General features: G+C 56.2%; 20 protein-coding genes and 1 tRNA gene. 1 reads left to right on the plus strand and 20 read right to left on the minus strand.

Annotated elements, in window-relative coordinates; translation table 11 throughout:
• Positions 1–5: 5 nt before the first annotated feature.
• From Q7U76_14025 to Q7U76_14090, 14 genes are all read right to left on the minus strand, one after another.
• Complete coding sequence (locus tag Q7U76_14025; GenBank protein MDO8357501.1) at positions 6–1,076, minus strand: PhoH family protein; 1,071 nt, start codon at positions 1,074–1,076, stop codon at positions 6–8.
• A gap of 102 nt (positions 1,077–1,178) precedes the next feature.
• Positions 1,179–1,955, minus strand: a complete 777-nt coding sequence (locus tag Q7U76_14030; GenBank protein ID MDO8357502.1) for a hypothetical protein — start codon at positions 1,953–1,955, stop codon at positions 1,179–1,181.
• A gap of 290 nt (positions 1,956–2,245) precedes the next feature.
• Entirely contained in the window at positions 2,246–6,640 is a 4,395-nt protein-coding gene (locus tag Q7U76_14035) for a PilC/PilY family type IV pilus protein (GenBank protein ID MDO8357503.1), read from the minus strand.
• A gap of 48 nt (positions 6,641–6,688) precedes the next feature.
• The gene (locus tag Q7U76_14040) at positions 6,689–7,084 is read right to left on the minus strand and encodes a hypothetical protein (protein ID MDO8357504.1); all 396 of its coding nucleotides are present in this window, start codon (positions 7,082–7,084) and stop codon (positions 6,689–6,691) included.
• Between the two features lie 32 nt (positions 7,085–7,116).
• The gene (locus tag Q7U76_14045; protein ID MDO8357505.1) at positions 7,117–7,710 is read right to left on the minus strand and encodes a PilX N-terminal domain-containing pilus assembly protein; all 594 of its coding nucleotides are present in this window, start codon (positions 7,708–7,710) and stop codon (positions 7,117–7,119) included.
• Between the two features lie 19 nt (positions 7,711–7,729).
• Positions 7,730–8,968 (minus strand): prepilin-type N-terminal cleavage/methylation domain-containing protein, encoded by a 1,239-nt coding sequence (locus Q7U76_14050; protein ID MDO8357506.1) that lies wholly within the window; start codon positions 8,966–8,968, stop codon positions 7,730–7,732.
• Positions 8,969–9,000: 32 nt separating this feature from the next.
• On the minus strand, positions 9,001–9,516 hold the full coding sequence (locus Q7U76_14055) for a prepilin-type N-terminal cleavage/methylation domain-containing protein (GenBank protein ID MDO8357507.1): 516 nt from the start codon (positions 9,514–9,516) through the stop codon (positions 9,001–9,003).
• A gap of 31 nt (positions 9,517–9,547) precedes the next feature.
• Complete coding sequence (locus Q7U76_14060) at positions 9,548–10,045, minus strand: prepilin-type N-terminal cleavage/methylation domain-containing protein (GenBank protein MDO8357508.1); 498 nt, start codon at positions 10,043–10,045, stop codon at positions 9,548–9,550.
• A gap of 263 nt (positions 10,046–10,308) precedes the next feature.
• Positions 10,309–12,117: a GspE/PulE family protein gene (locus Q7U76_14065; GenBank protein ID MDO8357509.1), complete on the minus strand. Its 1,809-nt coding sequence runs from the start codon at positions 12,115–12,117 to the stop codon at positions 10,309–10,311.
• A gap of 222 nt (positions 12,118–12,339) precedes the next feature.
• On the minus strand, positions 12,340–13,821 hold the full coding sequence (locus Q7U76_14070; protein ID MDO8357510.1) for a hypothetical protein: 1,482 nt from the start codon (positions 13,819–13,821) through the stop codon (positions 12,340–12,342).
• Between the two features lie 40 nt (positions 13,822–13,861).
• Complete coding sequence (locus Q7U76_14075; protein MDO8357511.1) at positions 13,862–14,602, minus strand: hypothetical protein; 741 nt, start codon at positions 14,600–14,602, stop codon at positions 13,862–13,864.
• Between the two features lie 25 nt (positions 14,603–14,627).
• Positions 14,628–15,119 (minus strand): choice-of-anchor X domain-containing protein, encoded by a 492-nt coding sequence (locus Q7U76_14080; protein MDO8357512.1) that lies wholly within the window; start codon positions 15,117–15,119, stop codon positions 14,628–14,630.
• The gene (locus tag Q7U76_14085) at positions 15,116–15,565 is read right to left on the minus strand and encodes a GspH/FimT family pseudopilin (GenBank protein MDO8357513.1); all 450 of its coding nucleotides are present in this window, start codon (positions 15,563–15,565) and stop codon (positions 15,116–15,118) included. Before Q7U76_14085 ends, Q7U76_14080 begins: the two co-directional genes overlap by 4 nt.
• Before the next feature lie 250 nt (positions 15,566–15,815).
• Positions 15,816–16,598, minus strand: coding sequence for an A24 family peptidase (locus tag Q7U76_14090; GenBank protein MDO8357514.1), 783 nt, complete (start codon positions 16,596–16,598; stop codon positions 15,816–15,818).
• 223 nt (positions 16,599–16,821) lie between these two features.
• Between Q7U76_14090 and Q7U76_14095 the strand changes: the two genes are divergently transcribed.
• A complete protein-coding gene (locus Q7U76_14095; GenBank protein ID MDO8357515.1) occupies positions 16,822–17,124 on the plus strand; it encodes a LuxR C-terminal-related transcriptional regulator in 303 nt (100 codons plus the stop codon).
• On the opposite strand, the gene rlmB is transcribed toward Q7U76_14095, so the two are convergent.
• From rlmB to Q7U76_14125, 6 genes are all read right to left on the minus strand, one after another.
• The gene (rlmB, locus tag Q7U76_14100; protein ID MDO8357516.1) at positions 17,111–17,917 is read right to left on the minus strand and encodes a 23S rRNA (guanosine(2251)-2'-O)-methyltransferase RlmB; all 807 of its coding nucleotides are present in this window, start codon (positions 17,915–17,917) and stop codon (positions 17,111–17,113) included. The two genes, Q7U76_14095 and rlmB, sit on opposite strands and share 14 nt — an antisense overlap.
• The gene (gene cysS / locus Q7U76_14105; protein ID MDO8357517.1) at positions 17,877–19,352 is read right to left on the minus strand and encodes a cysteine--tRNA ligase; all 1,476 of its coding nucleotides are present in this window, start codon (positions 19,350–19,352) and stop codon (positions 17,877–17,879) included. Before cysS ends, rlmB begins: the two co-directional genes overlap by 41 nt.
• A 7-nt stretch (positions 19,353–19,359) precedes the next feature.
• On the minus strand, positions 19,360–19,989 hold the full coding sequence (locus Q7U76_14110) for a DedA family protein (protein ID MDO8357518.1): 630 nt from the start codon (positions 19,987–19,989) through the stop codon (positions 19,360–19,362).
• Between the two features lie 14 nt (positions 19,990–20,003).
• Positions 20,004–20,807, minus strand: coding sequence for a 5'/3'-nucleotidase SurE (gene surE, locus Q7U76_14115; GenBank protein ID MDO8357519.1), 804 nt, complete (start codon positions 20,805–20,807; stop codon positions 20,004–20,006).
• Positions 20,808–20,920: 113 nt separating this feature from the next.
• Positions 20,921–20,997: transfer RNA gene (locus tag Q7U76_14120), tRNA-Pro, on the minus strand.
• A 98-nt stretch (positions 20,998–21,095) separates the two neighbouring features.
• A complete protein-coding gene (locus tag Q7U76_14125; GenBank protein MDO8357520.1) occupies positions 21,096–21,440 on the minus strand; it encodes a MerR family transcriptional regulator in 345 nt (114 codons plus the stop codon).
• Positions 21,441–21,468 lie beyond the last annotated feature (28 nt).

Below are 21,468 nucleotides of genomic sequence, written 5' to 3' on the forward strand. Positions count from 1 at the left end.
CGGCATTAATGCGACTGGCCCCACGAGTCCGTGAGTGATGAGGCAGGGGTAGTAGGCTTCGGCGGCTTTTGATGCAGCGCTGGTGATGGTCGCCGCCCCGTTGTGCCCGATGAGGAACCGGAAGGCTGAATGGTCTGCTGGTGATGATCGTAGGCCTTGATAATGTCCTGCACCAACTTGTGACGGACCACGTCACGCTCGTCGAAGTAGACGAATTGAATGCCCTCGACGTCGCGCAAAATCTCCCGCACCTCGATCAGGCCGGAGACCCGCTCAGGCGGCAGATCCACCTGAGTAATATCACCGGTCACGACCACCTTGGAATGGAACCCGAGCCGCGTGAGGAACATCTTCATTTGTTCCGCCGTGGCATTCTGCGCTTCGTCGAGAATGACGAACGAATCATTCAACGTACGGCCTCGCATAAAGCCGAGTGGCGCAATTTCAATATCACCTCGCTCGATCGCACGCGTAGCCCGCTCCATATCCATCATGTCGAACAAGGCGTCGTACAGAGGACGGAGGTAGGGATTCACCTTGGCATACATATCGCCGGGTAAAAAGCCGATCTTCTCGCCTGCTTCGACAGCCGGCCGCGCCAGAATGATCCGGCTCACTTCTTTCTTCATCAAGGCGCTCACCGCCATCGCCATCGCCAGATAGGTCTTGCCTGTTCCAGCCGGACCGATGCCAATCACGATATCGTGGGTTTCAATGGCTTCGATGTAGGCTTTTTGCGTCGGCGTTTTCGGCGCGACAAATCGTTTCTTCGTGACGATTGTGGCCGCGCTGGAGAGGAGTTCTTTGATCGGAGTCTCGGGACTCTGCCGGAGCGCACTCAAAGCATGGGTGATATCCTCCGGCTGGAGGACCATCCCGTCGTTGGCAAGAGTCGCGAGTTCTGTCAGGACGCGTTCCGCATACCGTGTGGCGTCAGGGGTACCGTCGAGGGTGAGTTCCTCGCCTCGTGCCGAAAGGCGCACGCCGAGGTCTTCTTCAATCAGCTTGAGGTGCCGGTCATGGTGACCGAACAGCACGGCGGTATTAGTGCCTTCTCGTAGTTTTAGTTTACGCACAAACGCTCAGGCGTTCTCCTTCCCCTCAGTGATCGTGCGTTGATTCTAGCAAACCGAGGAAAGGTGTGACAAGCGGAAGAAAGGATATAGCCGCCGGCAGCCCTACGCGCCTTCAGGTTTAGCGGACACGATAGGAGCAGGAAGAGTGAAGTCGAATTCCTGGAACGCTCTCCCCCCTTGTCCATCTTCAGCCACGATACGCACTCGGTGGCTGCCCAGCTGGCCCAGGGGAATCTGCCAGACGAGATGCCCAGTCCCTTTATCAATCACCATCCCAGGGGGCGCCACTTCTAGGAGAAAGCTCAGGATGTCGCCGTCCGCATCGATGGCTTTCACTGCATACTCGTACCGCTCACGACCGATAAGGCCTGCGGGAGTAGAAACGATCTTCGGAGGACTATTGCCGACATAGACCGACTCAGAACGAATCGACTTTCCAGTAGACGATTGGTCCCGGGGAGTGATTTCCACCTCAAGCGTATCCTTAGCCTGAAACTCCTTGGTATCCAACGTTTGCTCCGGCCCTTGTTTCACCACAGCGCCGTTCCGAAACCATCGAAAGTCGAACAACATTTCGTCACGATCTGCATCGACGACATCCACCCTCGCAAAGACTGGCGCATGCGGATCAGTCGGTCGCTCGATGGAGATATGGCCAACGACGGGAGGGCTATTGCCGACCACCACGGGGCCCGCCTGGTACCGAGTCCCTTGAACCATGCCGCTCATGGGAATAAGTCCGACTGCCACGCGGTCACCGCGCTGCAACATACTCGGCGTCAATATGGGTCCTGTCTGATCTCGGAGGGGATTACCGTTCACGATCCATTGGTACTGAAATCCAGCTGCATCGGACTGGCCAGTATCGGTCTCGATCATGACCTTGACCGCTTCGTTCAGCGTAATGGGGTCTGGAGTAATTGTTGCTAAGCGGATAGTCGCAAGGCGCTGTGGAGGGGCAACACTTGGAGAGGACGGTCCGTTACCGGGGGCAGAGCTCGGATTACACCCGATGGACAGGAGGAGAGGAACAACGCTTAACAATGGAAAGAGTCTTGTATCCATCACTCAACGCGACAAACCCGTTCGTTGCGACACACTACCTTGCTCATACGGCGGGCCGGGAGGAACCAACGTGCTGATCCCACCCAGCCCTTATCAGCCATCCCTCAGGCTCGCTGACGTAACCAAGTGAGATACCGACTCCAGGGAGGATTTGGCCCATTTGCATCCTTACACTCACTACTCCCTGTGCTCATCTGGCTGCAATATTTAATCGGTGGCTTTCCTCCACTCCCTCCTCCACTGGAGGAGCCATTCGCCGTTCCTGGTCCGTCGATATGGACGGCGACTTGCGAAGCCACCCCCTCGCCCATGAGGACCCTGGTACTGTTGTTCGTATTCGCTCCGGAGGTGGTGGTCCCAATGATCGGAGACGAATAGGCTGACCCAGTCTTATAGTAGAAGGCATAGAGATAACTCGTTCCCGTAGAGGAACAGAAATCATTCGTGGGAATAAGCGTTGGGAAGAACACTGCTCCAGCAAGTACCACTGGGCTGGACACTGATCGCTCTGCCGACGTGCCAGCCGCAGTCGCCAGCTTGACGTACCACCCGTCCTTGCTTTGGATCAGCCCCACCATCGAGGTGAGACCCGACGCAACATCAGTGACTCCAGGATTGTTGGGATCCGTCACTTGGTTCGTCCCAGTGGAACAGACAACGCAGACTACTGCACTCGTCGTGTTCACCAGATCGGTGTTTTGGCAGTTTATCGTATTTGTCTGGGTACAGACTGAGTTCATCACACTGTCTTTAATCCCAAAGAGGTACTGCTGCGCGGTGTCGGTTTTATCGGAATTACTCAAGTAACGGCCTGTTCCGAAAAAGACCCAGACCTTATTGGCATCGTCGATCGTCACCGACGGTGCGGTCGTCACCGGCCCCATTTCGCTCGTAACACTAGTCGACGCAGTGTAGTCAAGGAAGGTATCGATCATTTCCGTGGCTGATCGACTGCCTCCGCTGGCAACACCCCAGGTCGAGGTGCTGCAAGGAGCGTTCGTGCAGCCACTGGTCGTCAACCGATACATCTTGCCTCTCCAGGGCAGAGACCCATCATGCATCGTACGTCCGAAATACGCGACATCGTGCCGGTAGTCGAAATTCCGATCCAGCACTGCAATATTACCGAGAAATGATCGCCAGGAACCGGTCTGCATTCTCGTCACCTGGGAATTGCCGGCCCCAGGCCCAAGCTTTAAATCCACGGCATACACCGCGGCTGTTTGTGTAGGGGCGGCGGGCAAGTCCGCCGAGTAACCATTCGGCCCTGAGCCGAACAAGACCATCCATTTCGCATTGGTGTTATCGGTCTTCGCATCCGCCGTCGGACTCACTCGCATCACCGACGGAGCACCGATCGTCAGCCCCAAATCGACGTCGCTGAAGCTCCAGAGGACTGGGGGCTCCACGTCTGGATTGGTGATATCCAGCACAAAGTAGGCGCTGTAAAATGTGCGATCCGTCCCGGCAATATTAACTGTCATCGGAGGAGCGCCCGTGCCGGACGCACATCTCCCGCAGCTCCCTCCCATACGGAATCCTCCAATCAAGACCGTGCCCCAGCCACCAGGATGAGTACCATTCGGCCCATCGTCCGTAAAGATGCGAACATCCGCTACGGTTGGTTTGAGATCCACATAGTAAACATGGGTGTAGTCAGCCCTCGTCAGCCACTGCAACTGAGGCAGGAGTTGATAGGGAATAAATCCCCACAGCTCGTCTCCAAGATGCTGTCCTCGGTTGTCCAGAGTTGGAGTATTGGTGTACCACCCGTGCTCGACTATAGGGCTGGCAGCGGTTCCCGTGCTTAAATCGTCGCTCTTGTGGTAGTACCCGCCATTAAACGCATGTAACATTCCGTCATTCGCGCCCACGTAGATGACTTCTCGACGCCCCTTCCATCGGAGATAGAAGTCCGTGTAGGAAGCATCTCCATAAATGAGATCGTAGTTTGCCCGCGGCGCAGCCACAATGGTGGGCGTCGAGTGAATGGGATCGCCCAGTTTCCATACCTTATACGTGCCGCTGCCGAGCGGCGTTTCCAGCATGCGCGTACGCATCCCCGCGATTTCATCCCCACGGACGAAGTTGATAATATTATTGGCCGTGTAGGGGGCGGCGCTGGCCCGCAGATACGGACTCAGCGTTCCCGAATTCGTCGTATTAAATAGCATCTGTTCGCTTGCCTGCTGCACGAGTCCATCATTGTTGGAGTCGACCCAGGTGAACAGATGTCTGTCCGCAGAGGCCATATCGGCCAACTGCTTGCCTCCCTCCCAGAAGGGACGAATATCTTTCAACTCCAGGCCTGCGGTTGTGGGTGTCGTACTGTCGGCGGTCCCGTCGCCGTTCGCATCTCCAAACTTGTCGACAAGCACTTTTCCATACGTAAGGCTGGCGATGTTGTTGTCGTACCGAGTCCTCACGATGTAGTCATCTTCGTAGACCAATCTTCCATCTTGATTCGTATCTTCTCGAAAATTCCCCAGATGGTCGATGAACAAGCCCTGCGCATACCCGGTCCACTTCACATTGGCTCCACCCTGCCCGACAGTGCTGGTATAGAAGTACGCTTGGTAAACGCTCCCCTCACCGCTGGCAGAGGTGGCCAACACGGAAATGGCTGTTCCGGACGAACTCTTCCGCAAGATCGCCGTAATCGTCGCCATCAGCCGATCTTGAAGGTCGTCGACATTAGAGGATTCGAAATAGTTATCGGGAATTCCGTCGGTCCCAGGTGCGCCAGTCGCATTGATCACCTTGTCCCACTCCGTCACCAGGTCTGGAAGGTTATTGTTGTTGCTGTCCTCGAAACCACCCAGCTTGGCTGTGTGCATCAAGATTTCTCTGCCCGCAATGTTGCCGAAGGCGAAAAACGTGTAGACTGAAATACTTTGGAGCCCCTCCAAACAATGACCCGTTACGTTCAGGACGGCAATTGTCCCATCGGTAAGAGCTGGGGCAGTTCCGTTACAGGGACGGAGGTCGTTCGTATGGGCCCAATAGGCCACATCATCCAAATAGTGGTTACCACTCGATGCATAATCCGTCTTATGTTCCCCTAACAACGTTGCGGCAGTAGTGGCACTATTCGTATTGCAGGTACCATTGGGCGCATGGATGGTCGCGTTCCCGCCCACGCAGTGAAGCCCATGTTGCCCATGGGCGTAATCCTGAACCCCTGCTGGAATATTGGTATCCTGTGTCGGCTCCCCATCCGTTACAAGGATCACAAACGTTTTGCAGCAGCGGACCTGTGTAGATGTCGTGGCCCAAGCAGGCGTGTGGTTGCTTCCGAAAAAGTATGGATCTCGTCCGCAAGCGTTGGCGATATAGCCGGCCCCAGCCGTGCAGGTTTCGGCACCGGTCAGCGCGGTAATTTCAGACGCGCCTATTGAACCCACCCCCGACGCTCCAAAGGCCACACCGTTTGAAACCCCTCCGGAAAAGGCAATGGGATAGACATAGGAACCGGCTAGATATGTGGAGTTGATCTGGGCAATATATCGGGCCGTTTCATAGAGAGACTCGGACAGAGGCGTCCAGGTCGAGGGGAACGATTCCTGGACCGCATCCACCATGGCTGCCGTATTGGTAGTGAAGGTCTCCACGGTCGATCCGGAGAAATCGATCGATTGGCGAGATCCGACGCCCACCAGCATTCTGGCACCGTCACCCGCAGGCTTAAATTCAAAGAGACCAAATCGCGCCTGAGCGCCAATCTGTTGGATGACCCCCGTTGGCTCGGCGGTATATCCGATCTTGAGTTCATACTTTCTTTGGCTGTACCCATCTCCGCAGTTATTATTAAACGTGCTGTCGTTATCGACGCAGAAATATCCGTCGGCTACACCGATCCAGAGTTGTGCGGGGCTGCCGGATCTGTCAGCCAAGGGAATTCTTCCGACGTAGGTTGTCGCCCCGACTCCTCCCGCATAGTCAGTATCCACTAACTCTATATTCACTCCGGTCGCTTGTGCCCGCACTGTGCGCAGCGCCGGTGTGCCATTCGTCGGACAGGTCCCGTCCGCTGCTCGTGCAACAAAGCAGTCGCCGCCGATCATCGATTTCTTGAGCGCATCGAACCGCCGGAAGGTCGCAAAATTCAAAAAGTTTCCATCCCACTCGGTAATGGGACAAGCGGTCGCTAACGCGGCCTTAACCGTCGCAGGCTCGAAGCGCGCATCGGCACCCGCGTCGTATGTGTAGCAAAGGAGGGAGTCGAAGTACCCGGTGAAGTTGAACGTGTTCGCGAAGGGTCGATCACCGGCATCGCTGCAATCCCCATCGGCAGGGTTGGAGAGATCGCAGGCCAAACCGCTCATACTGCCGGAGTTGTCGAGCAACAGAATGATATTGGGCGCCACTTGGTCGCTGACGAAAGGCGGCACGGCAAAATACTGGTCCATTGTCTGGGCCTGCAGCGCACTAGGCCCCACGAGACAACCCACCAACGCCAGCATGACGGTTCCACGAGTGGCGATACTCCGGCTTTTCATGGCACCCTCCGTTCTTGTTGCACCAAACATCGTATCTACGCTTCCTGATTACCTGGGAAGCGTCACGATCAGCTTGTCGATCTTGTTGCTTTGTTCTTTCTTGACATGAAACTTCACCTCGGCGGTCACCATGAGGCGACCGGGCTCCAAAGCCTCTCCCTGCTCATCAAGCATGACGACGTCCGGCGTTAAGCCATAGGTCCGTCCATCGATGTCGAGGGTTTTCTCATGGATCGCAGTAATCGCGCCCTGTTGAAGGCCAATCGTCATCGAAGGCAGGGCCTGCTCGTCGGCCAGGGTGATACCGACACTTACGACTGATGTGACAGTCACGACCAATACCATGATCCCTGCGCGAAGGAACAACAGTCGGCGAGACCCACCCATCTTGCACCCTCGGTTGAGGTCCTTCCTCTTCTTCTCTGTACGAACGTCATCCATCATGGTAATCCTCCTCATCTAGGAGAGCCGAGGGTCTAGTACGGCCTCGGCTGACAAAACGAACCTGTATTGTGGCAGGCATACAACGCCCCGACTTGACTGGTCGTCCCTGTAGCCAGATTTTGCGCCACACAAGTGATTTGATAAAAAATATCGAGCCTGATCTCCCCACTACTTGCATCACAATTGCTGCCTTCGCATTTGAGATAGAGCCGATCTATGTCACCAAATACCTGATAGTTACCTATGGCCATCACCAGGTTTGGCGCAGAGCCTACTCCGGTTGGGAAATCCAAGTTGCCTCCATCGCTGATAATCTCACTGTTTAATACGGCCTGATTCGCTAGTGGCACCGGGCCAGGCGGAACTGCATTAGCAAGCAACGTTGTCGGCACGACATGAGCTTGAAGACTCTGCTGGAGGACATTCGCTGCGGTACTCACGCAAGATTCCGCCGCGCTCGTTGCAGACTCACTGGCGCTGCTGGAACTGGCCATTTGCTTTTCAAATCCCGTCATGGTGAGAACTGAAATTCCCATCAAGGTCATGATGAAGAGCACCATCATGACGGTGATGAGACTGACCCCCCGCTCATCCCTGATCTGTGACCTATTGCGCCGCTCACTCATCATCATCTTCCTTCCTGGTTCAGGACCATGGTCTCGCATTTCTCGTCTCCACAGTCCTGGTCACCACCCGCCGGCGAACCGATGCATAGGGAGGAATCTGAGCTCCCGTATCGCCGGCCACGAACACGCCATTGGCATGAACATGGTCGTCGACCGTGAGAAAGGCGGGGGAAAGGGTTCCCGCTCCTGCCTGCGTATTCCCTTCTCCGAGCCCGTTATCCACCGATTGCTGCCGGGCGACGATCGTGACTTGAACCATTTTGATCGCGGACGGCGTCATGGGTGGATTGTTCCAAATTTGATTCGAGATGTAATCCGGTTGGTCGAAGATCAAGTTTCCGTTCACGTCGTCCATCAGACCATTGGGCTCGCTAAGGCCGGCTGCCGGGAGCAGGCAGCCATCGCAGGCATAGGCGAACTGGAGGTCCTCAATCCCATCGACGATCGGCAAACAGGGGCTGTTCGGGACATTGCAGTTCGGCAGGACGCGCCCAAATGAGGCGACAGTGGCATTCGCGATCCCGCGGACCAAGCAGGGAGCATTGCCGGCACAGATGTTATTGAGGTCTGCACCGGGAGCGCCACCGGCCAGCTGAGGAATAACTTGATAGGTGATGCATTGAAGGATAAAGATCTGGGTCCCAGTAGGAATCTGTGTCGGTCCAGGAACGGGAGCCGTCGGCACGAGAGGAGCCGCCGCGCCCCCCACCTGAGCCGCGACGATCCCGCCGAGTGAAATATAGGAATTTGCTGTAAGTCCCGCTGCCACCATGTTGGGAAGGATGGCTGCGTTGATCGGTACAGTGGCAAAACCCCCTCCTCCGCCCGCACCAAGCGGAGCGGTGGTCTGCCACGCCGGCGGCACAGCCGGAATACCTGGCCCACCATAAAATGTGAGGGGCACCACGAGAGAAATTTGGTCCGGCCCTGTATCAGGAGCCCCGACGGCTGGATTGTTATCCCCCGGGAGAATCGGCACTGGTATTCCGCCAATGCCACAGCTTCCAACAGGAGGCGGATTTCTTGAGGGATCGATGGGCGGCCCAAAGCCCGCCAGCTTGATGTCGTGGGTGATCATCTCCATAGCCATACGCGCGTTCTGCTGGGCACCGGAAATTTGCTCATTGGCCCGCACCGCTTTGCCGGTCATCGTCAAGGCAGACATACCCGCTAACACGATCACGGATGTCACGGCAGTCGCCACCATGATTTCGACCAGTGTGAACCCCTGCTCATCTGGCTTGTCCTGCGATCTCATATCGTGCGGCCGCCCCTTTCCCTGTCGGCGTCTCACTCTGGTGCGATCATCGTATTCAACGTAACAACTTTGGTCCCTGCTACCCAGGCGGCCGACCCCCCGGAAATGGTGTTTCGACTTGATCCGGTCCACGTGACGTTCACATTGATGTTGTTTTGATTGAGCCCAACCGGCCCCACAGCGGCCGCCGCCACATTGGCTTGGACCCCTACCAATCCAGCCGCGAAGAGGCGAGCTTGCCACTGCAGACAATCTCCCCTCGCCACCGGCTGCGTCAGCGGATTCTGGGTACAGAGCGCAGCATTCGCTGAGGTCAAATTGATACCGTTATACCCATTTACGAGATTCCGTCGATTGAATTGCATCCGTTCGACAAGCTCCGTCGCAAGGTTCGTGGCAACCGTCACTTCATTGCCGTCGCTGTTGCGCGTGAACGACAATGTCGTCATCGCCGATAGCGCGAGCAACCCAACGGCAAGAATGGCCGACGACACCATGGCCTCGATGAGCGTGAACCCCTGTTCTTGTCGAGACCAGTTTATCGCCATATTGCTCTCGCACCTGTTGTCGCTCATCGCCTCACAACCTCACAAGCCCGCTGGTCCCACTCGGCGCAATGTTAATCTGATACTGCGTCGTCGGAGTCCCAGCCAGAGCCCCCCCAACAATAATCGTCTGAACTCCCGTACCAGGGGCACTGGTCCTAAACCCCACGGAATTAAATTGGACCACCCCACCGTTTGCAATCGCGCCGTTATTGAAAGTTAATGGCGCCATATGTACCGCATCAAACCCGTTCCGAAAGACCTGAGTACCGGCAAAATTGATGGCGGCCATTTGGATCAGCCCATTCGTAAATACGATTTGGACGTTCAGGGTCTGATTCGTCGTCTGCGCTCTAGTGCGAGCCAAGACAAGAAATCGAGTAATCTCGGAGGCCGTCGCTTTCGCTTCATAGTCTATGTACATCCGTGTAAAATTCGGTATGGCGATCGCCATCGCGACCCCGATAATCGCCACAGCGATCATCAGCTCGATCAACGTAAAACCGCTCTGGCGATTCTTCGATCCGAGCATAACATCCGTCCTATTTTGTCCTGATAGACCCATATCGTCTGTCACACTCACGCAAGGGACATGCCGGTAGGAACACAAGGGCGGCCATTCGCAACCCTTTGATATTCAAACGTACATCATGGGTGATCTTCTTACCTGTGAGCGTTTTCTGGACGTATGGGAGACAATTTTCGTCGAGGGATGGACGCCTCAATGGAGGAATTCCTGAACGGAAGGGAAGCATGAGAGGGAGAAATACTGCCTGAAGCGAAGCGAAGGATCAGCTATTTCATCGCCACAGCTCTGACTTGACGATAAGTGGTGCATCCCTGTAGCGTTTTTTGAATGCCGTCTTGAAGCAATGTGACCATCCCCTCTGCCAGAGCGAGGGCCAGCATCTCAGCAGTTCGAGATCGAGCCTGGATGAGCTGTTTCATGTTTTCCGAGGGAAGCAGCAGTTCATGAAGGGGCACTCGGCCCTTAAACCCGGTTCGGTTACAGGCCTCACAACCTCGTCCACGGTAGAGGCGCCAATCGGGGAGATATTCGATGCCTACCGTTGGCCAGTCCTGCGCGCCGTATCCCTGTACCAACTCGTCGTACTCCTGTCGGCTCGGATGGTAGGACTCTTTGCACTGGGTGCAGATTCGTTTGCAAAGGCGCTGGGCGAGGACTCCCAACATGGCATCGGCAAAGTTGAACGAGTCACAGCCAAGGTCCAGCAACCGAACCACCGTCTCGATCGCACTGTTCGTATGGAGGGTGCTGAGCACCAGATGGCCTGTGAGCGAGGCTTCAATGGCGATATCGGCTGTTTCCTTATCCCTCATCTCGCCGATCATGATGACGTCGGGATCGGCACGCAGAAACGCCCGCATCGCGGCCGCGAAGGTGAGATCGATCTTTGGATGGACTTGAACTTGGCGGAGACCGTCCTGGGTAATTTCGATAGGGTCTTCGGCCGTCCAAATCTTTCGCTCGTCGGTATTGATGTGCTTCAGAATCGCATGCAGGGTCGTCGTTTTACCGGACCCGGTTGGTCCGACACAGAGGATGATCCCGTGCGGTTTCTCCGCGATGGCTTGAATAGCCTGCAAGGTGGCAAGGGAAAACTCCATCGCCCCAAGCGACATCGGCTGCTTGGCCGTGAGAATCCGCAACACGACATCTTCGTCCTGTCCGGCGGTGGGCAGGGTCGCCACGCGTAATTCGATCTCTCGATCCTTTGCCAACCGATACCGGATCTTGCCGTCTTGGGGTTTACGCCGTTCGGCAATGTCGAGATTGGCCATGACCTTGATGCGTGACACGACCGCCCGCCTATAAGCCGCGGGAATTCCCATGTAGGTGAAACAGGTGCCGTCGACGCGCAGACGTATGGCCATGTCCTTGCGATCTGCGTAGGGCTCGATGTGAATGTCCGACGCCCCGAGTCGGTCGGCTTCAAGGATCACTTGGTTGGTCAGCCGGACAATGGCCGAGTCGTTCTCGTCGATTCCACCGGAGACAGGATCGATGACAGCCTCACGATGGATTTCATGAACCAACTCACCGAGAATGGCGCCGATCGAGCCTCTCGGTCCCTGCCCCGTTGCCAGATGAAGAAATTGCTCGATGTCCCGGCGTAACCCGACCGCGTAGCGAATGGTCATTCCTGGAAATGCGCGCCGCACATCCCACCCCTTGTCGAGATCGTGCGGATCGCTGGTGAGCACGTCTATTAACGAACCGCGCCGCGCGATGGGAATCCACGCATGTTTTTTCAAATAGTCGGCATTGAGGTTTTTCAACAGCTCACGGTCGATTGCAGTCCGTTCGTCATATGGCAAATAGGGGCATTGATAGAAATCACTTAGCGCAGACCCAAGTGCCTCTTTCGGAACTCCGTAGCGGTCCAGGAGAAGAATTTCGAGATCAACCGTACCATCGGACGATTCATCGACCGCAGCGGTCAGATCAGAGAGGCTGATCATGCCACGATACATCAAGCTATCAAGCACGTTTTGTTCGATCGCGTAGCGCGATGGTTTCGCCGAGCGGCCGCCTTTCTTTCCTCCTGGTCCACCAGCCAATATGTCTATCTCGACCGTCATGCACGACGCCTTTCGTTCTTACCTTTCCACTAGCAGGTTGTTGACAAACTACTACACCACTGCAGGCATGCGCATGCCAGAGCAGTTGCAGACTGCTGGCAGAAGTCGTCGCAGGCTCTTCAGCAAGGCCGCAGCAAGCGGAGAGGCGAAGCGTACTCTCGGCAGTGAGTTGAACCTCTGCGCGCCGCGAGAACGCTGCTAGCGGCCTTTGTCAACAGCCTGCTAGTACTTCACCATCCACGTACCAGGTGCTCGATAGACCACGGGAAGCCCTCGAAACAGTCCTTGCGCCAAGTCGGCGTTGTGCCAGATCTCGATCACGTCACCGGTTCCGATCGACGTCACGCTCTGCCCTGCCATCACCGCCCCATATAGGCGGGCCGATCGTTCAATCCTGATTGCACCGGCCGCATAGAGCAGACCGTTGAAGTGGATGCCTGACAATTGCACCGGCACTCTTGTCCCGAGGGACTGCGCCCCCGGCGGAGAGGGGCTGAGGGCCGGAACAGATTTCCCTGCGGCCCGAGGCCTGAGCACCACGTGACCCTGCACGACCAGCAGACCTTCGACGTAGTCCGTATCGAGCAGCAATATGCCCATATTATCGACATGAGGCGGCCGCCCATCGACTGTGTCGATAAACACCAATCCATGGGGGTCTCCAACAGCCTGAGATTCCAGCGCTGCCGCAGGCGTGACTCCCTGATCCGAGTCCGAGGCCTCCTGCGGATGAAGCTGTCCCATACGATCGAGTCGGTAATAGGTCCCCCAGCGCAGTGCGAGCTTCTTGAGTGAATCGTAGTCCCACTCATCGAGCCTGACCCCAGGCGTCGGATATTGGTGCAGGTGTACGTTGTCAGCAAGCGGAGGATTCGCTCCTTGGCCTGGCGGAGGTGCAATGACCGAAACCATCCCTCCGATCCAATATTCCGCCCAGCGATCCTGAACTGACAGCAGCTGATCGTACGACTGCCCCGTCACCGGCGCACTGCTGCTTTTAAGGACGAGGTCCTCGACTCGCTGCACCGCAAGATCGCCCACCACTCGCTGATCGCCCCAATGCACCAGCACGGGAGATGCACCGCCTGACTGCAGGGTTCCCAACGACTGTCCGACTTGTACCGCCGCACGAACCGCGGGAATCGACAGAGCCCCAAGCTGAAGCTGCACCGTTCGTGTGATCGGCCGAGGATCGACCGTTGCAGCCGTGACCTCAACCGTGCTCAGTAAACCAGGCTGCAGAGGACCATACATTTTCACCGCAAGAATGCGGCCAAGGCCTCGCGACGACGTGAACAGGCCGTTGGGAGGCTGATTCAACACCTGATCGTCTGTGGGGTTCGAGGCACGAAGAAAGACATCCGGACGATCGATGGTACCGATAAATTGTGAACGCCCGGTCGCGTCGAAAAACGATGGCCCACTTGCAAGATCTCCTTGCCGCTTGGCCAACAATCCGGCAATGGCTGTTGGCGTAGATGAGGGATCGTGGAACCAGCTCATTACCATATCCGCCGCACCGTCGGCCAACTGTTGCGCAACAGTGTCCTCTCTCATGGCGCTCACGCCAGGTCCATCCTGACTGGCCAGAAATAGAGAGGTCATACTAGCGATCCCAAGCAAAACGATCAGCATGAGGGCCGCGAGGAGCACGTGGCCCTTGTTGCACTGATTCATGCGTTCTGATGCAGGCCGTTTTCCCATCTCCACATCCTCCCTCCCATTCGTGTTGGAGCTGCGATTGTTATGTCCTGAGGCTAATTTCCCGAACTGCGCGCATCCCTTGATCGGACATCATGACTTCAACCACGACCCGTCTCGCGAGGGCTGGTTGTGTGACAGCCTGCCCGTTTCCATCCCAATATGAAAATCGAGCCTCCCTGATATCTCCGACCAAAACGCTCGCGCCACCATCAACCTGCCGCAGTAATCGCAGCACACCCTGGTCATCATGACGGCTGTAGTAACGAACGCGATTCAAGAGAACGACAGAGGCTCCCGATGGAATCATCGTTGTGAGTGGCTGCGTCACGGTGAGGAATCGCCGCTGTCCATTACGGGCTAGGGCCAGCGTCTCGCAGCGCTCCGCCCAACAAGCGACAATGGTCCTCCGATCATCCCACCCTCGCCCGTCTTCGACCGACAGCGCCGTTTGACCGATTGCCGCCGCTGCCGTGATCGTCGTTGAGAGACCCTGCAGATTCGCAGAAAACTCCACTGAGTCCGAAGCCATGATGGTCAGAGAACCGGGCCCTGTGAGCCGCAATTCCTGCTCAAGCACTTCCAACCCTAGGCGAAGATCTTGCTGTTGTGCGACCTCACGTTGTTGCCGCATAAACTGCTGTTGAAAATAGGACAGAGCTTGAAGCGTGGCGCCCAAGACGACCAGCCCTGCCGCCATGGCAAACATCAGCTCGACCAAACTGGCACCAGCCTCTAGTCTCGCTTTGTGGCCGCTTTCTCCTATTTGACGATCTGAATACATGTTGTCTCCCTCAAGTGGCGACTTGTTATTGGCTCCCAACAAACAGGGGATTGGCCAGTAGCGTCCCTACTCGTACCTCACGCGGACCTGCCTCGGAAGAATAGGCTGCACGAGCCTCGATCACGACATGACCTGAGACCGATAGCGAACCGGAATGGCTCGGCGTCACCGTCCAGATCAGTTGGATGCCATCCTGGTCCCAACTCCCGGAGTACGTTCCATCACCGGCCACTGCATCGCCGCCTACTCCGTCGTCACGCATAACAAGGTCCGGGACACCATCGTGGTTCAAATCATCGAGCAAGAGACGATCCCATCTCGCAGACCGTTTGGCCTCAATCCTCGACTCCGCCATTGCCAAGGCACGCGTGGCCAATATGCCATTTCGAACGATCCGCTCTGCTGCCTCAAACGCTCCCATCGCCCCGGCAAGTCCAGCCATTGTGAGAGCCATCGCCACAAGCACCTCAGCAAAACTGGCTCCGCGCTCTATCTGAAATATTCGGTCCCGCATCATGATGCGGACACTCTTCCTGTGATACTCACCGTGAATCGAGTTTCTCGGCCCTGGCTATCTCGCACAAGAACGGTGGTCGGGGTTGCAGCCCGGCCACTTGGCTGAAATAGTAGTTCAGGGCCGGCAGTTGGCTCTTCCACGACCACCCCCTTATCCGCATAGGAATAGACGTGCAGGATACCCTCGGCATCCGCTCGCCGTAGCGTGATCGTGCGGCCATCTCGATCGAATATGACCCGAAGGCGTTCTCGCCTGGCCATCGCCAGCTGTCTGGCGAGCCGGAGCTCCGAAGCGATCTCTGCGGTGGCGCTCCGCGCCTGAGCCCTAGCAGTCAACGTCTGATAACTCGGCCAGGCCAACATCGTCATGACCCCCATGATCGCTAAGACGATGAGGAGCTCTGCCAGACTCCAGCCCTGTTCCTGCATCTGTCGGTCTTTCGGCATAGCCCCTCGCAGAAGAAATCCACTTAGGATGATCAACCTGTCTCCAAGACCCATGCCTACGACTATACGGATGAATACTTACTGAAGATGGAATGTAGAAAACTTCGAAAGTTCACGGGGTTTCACATCATCGCGAGAAGAAATGGTGGCGGAGCGGGCCCATGTCCTCAGTAACAAATAGAGAGAGTACTGGAGAGCCAATTACTATTTCAGATACAGGGGGATGCCAAAATAGATACTACGTGGAGTATTAGTAGCCAGGACCGAGGAGACCTTGATACCAATCGAGGAGTGGCTGGGAAAAAAACATGGAGAGGAGGGCCCCCAAAACAAGGAAGGGACCAAAGGGGATATAGTCATCACGCTTGATGATGCGTAGCGCGATCAAGCTAATGCCGATGACAGACCCAGTGAGTGAACCGATCATGATCGTGAGGAGCGCAGGCTTCCAGCCAAGAAACGCACCGACCATCGCCAGCAACTTGATATCGCCCCCACCCATTCCCTCTTTGCCAAACAGATAGGGACTCAGCCAGGCCAAGAGCCAGAGGATGCCGCCTCCAATGGTGAGGCCAAGCACCGAATTGACCATACCAACCGGCAGAACAGTCGCTGCGCCAAGAAGTCCAACCATCATGCCAGGTATCGTAATGACATTAGGGATCATCTTATGGGTGAGATCTGTTCCCGTCACCACGACCAACGCAGAAAACAGCAAGGCATAGAGGACGGCCGTCCAGCTGGGACCGAAGAACCACAAGACCGTGAGATAGCCGAGTGCATTGGCGGCTTCGACCAGGGGATAGCGAATCGAAATGGATGTGCGGCAAGCCCGGCAACGGCCTCCAAGCCAGAGGTAACTCATCAGCGGAATATTATCGTAGAACTCGATGGGGTGAGTGCATGAGGGGCAATGCGAACCGGGCCAGACGATCGATTCGCCACGAGGCAGTCTATAGATGCAGACGTTGAGAAAACTACCATTCAGCGCGCCGAGGGTCCCGACCAGAAGATAGAGCGGCCATTCTTGCATAATCGACTCAGAGCCCATCAACAGCTCGGAACGTCGGGCGACGCACTTCGCATGCCAAATGAAAAAGACTAGGTAGTTATTCTAGGGCCATCTCCCTGAATTTACTTATAGCGTAGGAGTTCTCTATAATCTACTTCCTGCTTGGCGAGGGTTTACTCCTGCGAAGTTCTCCGTCAAGTTTAATTATACTGCACTCTTTCATTCATCAAAGGAGAACACGATAATGGCACGGACCGCACCGGCTGCAAAGCCAAAACCGAAGACGAAAACGAAGCCCAAGCCGTCCCTGGCGAACCTCGCCCCGCCACCACGCAAGAAACGGCCAGAATCCCTCACCAGTCGCGAGCAGGAGATCCTTGAACTGATTTGGGCTGGGTTCAAAAACAAGGAAATCGGGCAGCGGCTCAAGATCAGCGTCAAGACCGTCGAAGCCCATCGGGCCAACATGATGAAAAAGATGCGTGTGTCGAATACCGCGCAGCTACTCAAAACCGCAATCCAAGACGGGACGATCAAGATCCGGTAGGCTTCGCCGCCGGCGCTGCGATTCTGCGGCGCTGGCGGACCGCTTCGAACAGGGTGACAGCTGCGGCAGCCGAGACATTCAGCGACTGCACCTTGCCCAACATCGGAATCCTAATCAGGTCGTCACAGGCCCCCAGCACGCCAGGACGAATCCCTTCTCCCTCTCCTCCCAACACCAGCGCAATCGGCCCTGTCATGTCGATGTCGGTGTGGAGTTTCTCCGCCTGCGGATCGACGCCATAAACCCAGAGGCCTTCCTCTTTCAGATCCTGAATCAAACGAATCAGATTGGCCACGCAGCCGACGGGAATGTGATCGATCGCCCCGGCTGAAACCTTCGCCACCACCGGCGTCAGACCGACGGCACGCCGTTCCGGAATAAAGACCCCATGAACACCGGCAGCTTCAGCTGTCCGCAAGACCGCGCCTAAATTATGAGGATCTTCGACCCCGTCGAGAAGCACAAGGAATGGCTTCTCGCCCCGCGTCTTCGCCCGGTCGAGAATATCCTCCGTCGTGCTAAACGATTTGGCCGCGATGTAGGCGATGACGCCTTGATGATTCCCGGTCGGTACCAATCGCGCAAACGCAGGGGGAGGTTCGATATGAACGGGGACTCTCTTCACCTTCGCCAACTGCACGAGATCGGCAAACTGCCGATCGGTTCGCATCAAAATCAGCCGCTGCAATGGACGCGTGCCGGCACGCAAGGCCTCACGCACCGCATGCAGCCCGTAGATCAGATCCTGAGGACTATCGCTTCCAGCGACTGGTGCCGTCTGGCTTATCTTCAATGACGATGCCGCGGGAGGCGAGGAACTGACGAATCTCGTCGGCCTTCTTGAAATATTTCTGTTTCCTGGCTTCATTTCGTTCCTTGAGCTTCGCGTCGATATTAGTATCGGACAGACTTTCGATGACTAAGGCAAGTACGTCCTCTTGAACAGACACAACCTCGGATACTGGAACTCTAACTGAGTTAAACCGCCACGCGTCTAATTGAAAGAGCCCCAGGACAGAACCCAGCTCCCTAAAAGCCGCGCGCGCCTGCAGTCGCGCCTTCGTTGACAGCCCCTGCTCCACGAGCTTATTGGCATCACTTCTCAGTTTCTGAACAGCCGCGAGCGCCATTGGCGTGTTGAAATCATCGTCCAGCGCCTCTCGAAATGCGACTCGGCATTGCTCAATCACTTCGGTCAGCCCCTTGTCAGCCGAGGATTCTTCTGCTGACTCTGTCAGTCGCGTGAAAAGATCGTAGAATCCATCTAACGCTTGCTTGGCTTCCTTAATGGCGTGATCGGAAAAATCGAGCGGGCCACGATATTGGGTCGCGAGGAGAAAGTAGCGCAGCATCTCTCCGGCGATATCCTCCGGCCACTCGGATTTATCAAAGATCTCTCTGATCGTGAAGAAATTCCCCAGGGACTTGGACATCTTCTCATGATTGATTTGCACAAATCCGTTGTGAATCCAGTAGCGCGCAAATTCTTTTCCTGTCGCCCCACATGACTGGGCGATTTCGTTTTCGTGATGAGGGAAAATAAGATCCATTCCCCCACCATGAATATCGAACGTCTCACCTAAATGGCGCATCGCCATAGCGGAACATTCAATATGCCAGCCCGGTCGCCCTGGCCCCCAAGGACTCTCCCATGACGGCTCGCCCGGCTTGCTGCCCTTCCACAGCGCAAAATCCATCGGATGACGCTTTCGTTCATCCACATCCACTCGGGCACCGGCCTGCAAATCCTCGAGCTTCCGTTTCGAGAGGCGGCCATAGGCCTGGTACTTTTCAACCTGGAAATAAACATCACCGGCCACTGGATAGGCGAGACCTTTCTCAATCAACGTGCCGACCAGCGCAATGATTTCGGCCATATGTTCCGTGGCTTTCGGCTCATTCGTCGCCCGCCGAATGCCCAGCTTCCCCATGTCCTGATAGTAGGCCTCGATAAATTCAGCGGTAATGACGTCGCAGGACACGCCCCGTTCATGTGCCCGCTTGATAATCTTGTCATCCACATCGGTGAAGTTCTTGACGAATTCAACCTGGTAGCCGCTGAACTCCAGATAGCGTCGGATCACATCGAACACGAGCGCGCTCCGCGCATGACCGATATGGCAATAGTCGTAGACGGTCACGCCACAGACATACATTCGAACGGTCTTCAGCTGGAGCGAGTGAAACGGCTCTTTTTCCCCCGTGAGTGTGTTGTAGATCGAAAGCATGGGCTGATTACAACTCCGGAGTGATGCGGCGCTTCGGCCAATGGGACCAGAGAAAATAGCCCACCATGAGCGCCAAGCTCAAGCCGATCACGATGTCGAACTGATGGAAATAGTCTCTCAGATGTTCCCACTCCTGTCCCATTTTTACACCGATATAGGCCAGGAGATAACACCAGGGTAGCGCACCGAGAAAGGTGAAGAGCACGAACCGATAAATATTCATCCCGGCAATGCCGGCCGGCAACGAGATGAAGGTCCTGACGACTGGGAGCATACGACCGAAAAATACCGCTGCCTCGCCATACTTGGCGAACCATCGATCCGCCATCTCGATGTCAGTTCGCGATACCAACATATAGGGTCCGTATCGCTCGACGAACGGCCGACCGCCCCACACACCGGCATAGTAGGCCACAATCGACCCAGCGACGTTCCCGAGAGCACCGGCCAACGTCACGCCCCACATCGTGAACTGTCCCGTCGTCACCAGATACCCGGCAAAAGGCATGATGATTTCGCTGGGCAAAGGAATGCAGGCGCTCTCGATCGCCATGGTAAGGAAAATCCCGGTGTATTCGAACCTCGAGATCATCGATACGACGAACCTGCTGAGTTCCGTGATGATCGCTTCGATCAAATGCCCCACAGGACCTAACCCCTCTTCTTGCCCTTTGGCGTTACGGCTGCAGTCACCTGACGCGTATCCGGTCGACGCACCGTTTCCCACGTCCGGAATCGATCCAGCACCGCGTGATTGGTCGTATCAAGGTGAATGGGTGTGAGCGAAACCGCACCTTGCTCCAGCGCCTCATGATCGGCATCTTTGCTTCGGCTCCAGGACACACGAGTCCCGGCGATCCAATAGTACGTCCTACCACGAGGATCGACTTTCTCGATGATCGGATTGTGAAAGCGCCTGCGGCTGAGACAGGTGACTCGGACTCCGGTGATGGACTTGAACGGCCGATCAGGAATATTCAGGTTCACCAGCGTTTCATCCGGCAAACCCTCTTTCATAATCAGACGTGCAATACGAACGGCATACCGGGCCCCGGCGTCGAAATAAAAATGCTCCTGCCCCTCCTGAGAGACAGCCATGGAGGGAATACCGAGAATCGTTCCTTCCATCGCGGCCGACACCGTTCCTGAATACAACACATCGTCGCCGAGATTCACGCCTCGATTGATTCCCGACACGAGGAGGTCGGGCGGTGCAGGCAGAAGTTTCAGCACGGCCAGATTCACACAATCGACCGGCGTGCCACTGACCGCATAAATCCGCGGCCCCAACTGCTGCACTCGTAGCGGTTTATGGAGCGTCACCGCATGGGCTGCTGCGGTCCGCTCACGATCCGGCGCCACGACCCATACCTCGCCCACCTTGGATAAGGCCTTGGCCAGCGCCGTCAACCCGGGCGAGTGAATCCCATCATCGTTGGTGACTACAATGCGCATCGTTCCGCCAGAAATAAAAAAGCTGCCAGCGGCAGCTCTCTGTTTCGGTGTTGAGTGCTGAGAACCGAGTTCACGACTATCCTATTCGTCTCAGTCCTCAGCACTCGATATTTTGGTCGGGGCGAGCCGATTTGAACGGCCGACCACTCGCACCCCAAGCGAGTACGCTACCGGGCTGCGCCACGCCCCGACGGGCTCTATGCAATATCACCGACTCCCGCATTGTCTCCTTGGAAGCGCCCGGAATGCAACCGGCTTGAAAGAGACGAATCGGGACCGTGGGTTCGCTTAATACGACTCCAGAATTTTGAGAATCGCCTGGAGATTCCCTCTCAGCTTCTGCGCGAGCTCTTTGGGCCGTAGCTGCTGGCTTGCGACCCGGCCTCGCCTGGCCCAATATCGTTTCACCCCTGCAAGGGTATGCCCCTCTTCATAGAGCATCCGCTTGATCTCCAGCACCGTTTCGACTTCCCGCCTGACATAGAGGCGCTGATTCCCACGACTTTTCTTGGGCTTCAGAAACGGGAACTCCGACTCCCAGAATCGGAGCACGTAAGCCGGCAGCTCGGCGATCTGGCTCACTTCGCCGATTTTATAAAAAACCTTGCTGCCCAGCCTGGGCTCGTTCCCCATGACCGGTCCTCGTGGTGGGATGAGTTAA

Source organism: Nitrospirota bacterium (assembly GCA_030645475.1).
Lineage (GTDB): Bacteria > Nitrospirota > Nitrospiria > Nitrospirales > Nitrospiraceae > Palsa-1315.

Excerpts from the sequence above, each read along its gene's own strand:
- surE (MDO8357519.1), bottom strand. The coding sequence starts at position 20,807 with ATGCGCATTGTAGTCACCAACGATGATGGGATTCACTCGCCCGGGTTG.
- Q7U76_14040 (MDO8357504.1), bottom strand. The coding sequence starts at position 7,084 with ATGATGGATGACGTTCGTACAGAGAAGAAGAGGAAGGACCTCAACCGA.
- Q7U76_14055 (MDO8357507.1), bottom strand. The coding sequence starts at position 9,516 with ATGGCGATAAACTGGTCTCGACAAGAACAGGGGTTCACGCTCATCGAG.
- Q7U76_14070 (MDO8357510.1), bottom strand. The coding sequence starts at position 13,821 with ATGGGAAAACGGCCTGCATCAGAACGCATGAATCAGTGCAACAAGGGC.
- Q7U76_14125 (MDO8357520.1), bottom strand. The coding sequence starts at position 21,440 with ATGGGGAACGAGCCCAGGCTGGGCAGCAAGGTTTTTTATAAAATCGGC.
- Q7U76_14095 (MDO8357515.1), top strand. The coding sequence starts at position 16,822 with ATGGCACGGACCGCACCGGCTGCAAAGCCAAAACCGAAGACGAAAACG.
- Q7U76_14060 (MDO8357508.1), bottom strand. The coding sequence starts at position 10,045 with ATGCTCGGATCGAAGAATCGCCAGAGCGGTTTTACGTTGATCGAGCTG.
- cysS (MDO8357517.1), bottom strand. The coding sequence starts at position 19,352 with ATGCTTTCGATCTACAACACACTCACGGGGGAAAAAGAGCCGTTTCAC.
- Q7U76_14085 (MDO8357513.1), bottom strand. The coding sequence starts at position 15,565 with ATGCCGAAAGACCGACAGATGCAGGAACAGGGCTGGAGTCTGGCAGAG.
- Q7U76_14080 (MDO8357512.1), bottom strand. The coding sequence starts at position 15,119 with ATGATGCGGGACCGAATATTTCAGATAGAGCGCGGAGCCAGTTTTGCT.
- Q7U76_14030 (MDO8357502.1), bottom strand. The coding sequence starts at position 1,955 with ATGATCGAGACCGATACTGGCCAGTCCGATGCAGCTGGATTTCAGTAC.
- Q7U76_14050 (MDO8357506.1), bottom strand. The coding sequence starts at position 8,968 with ATGAGATCGCAGGACAAGCCAGATGAGCAGGGGTTCACACTGGTCGAA.
- Q7U76_14035 (MDO8357503.1), bottom strand. The coding sequence starts at position 6,640 with ATGAAAAGCCGGAGTATCGCCACTCGTGGAACCGTCATGCTGGCGTTG.
- Q7U76_14090 (MDO8357514.1), bottom strand. The coding sequence starts at position 16,598 with ATGCAAGAATGGCCGCTCTATCTTCTGGTCGGGACCCTCGGCGCGCTG.
- Q7U76_14045 (MDO8357505.1), bottom strand. The coding sequence starts at position 7,710 with ATGAGTGAGCGGCGCAATAGGTCACAGATCAGGGATGAGCGGGGGGTC.
- Q7U76_14065 (MDO8357509.1), bottom strand. The coding sequence starts at position 12,117 with ATGACGGTCGAGATAGACATATTGGCTGGTGGACCAGGAGGAAAGAAA.
- Q7U76_14075 (MDO8357511.1), bottom strand. The coding sequence starts at position 14,602 with ATGTATTCAGATCGTCAAATAGGAGAAAGCGGCCACAAAGCGAGACTA.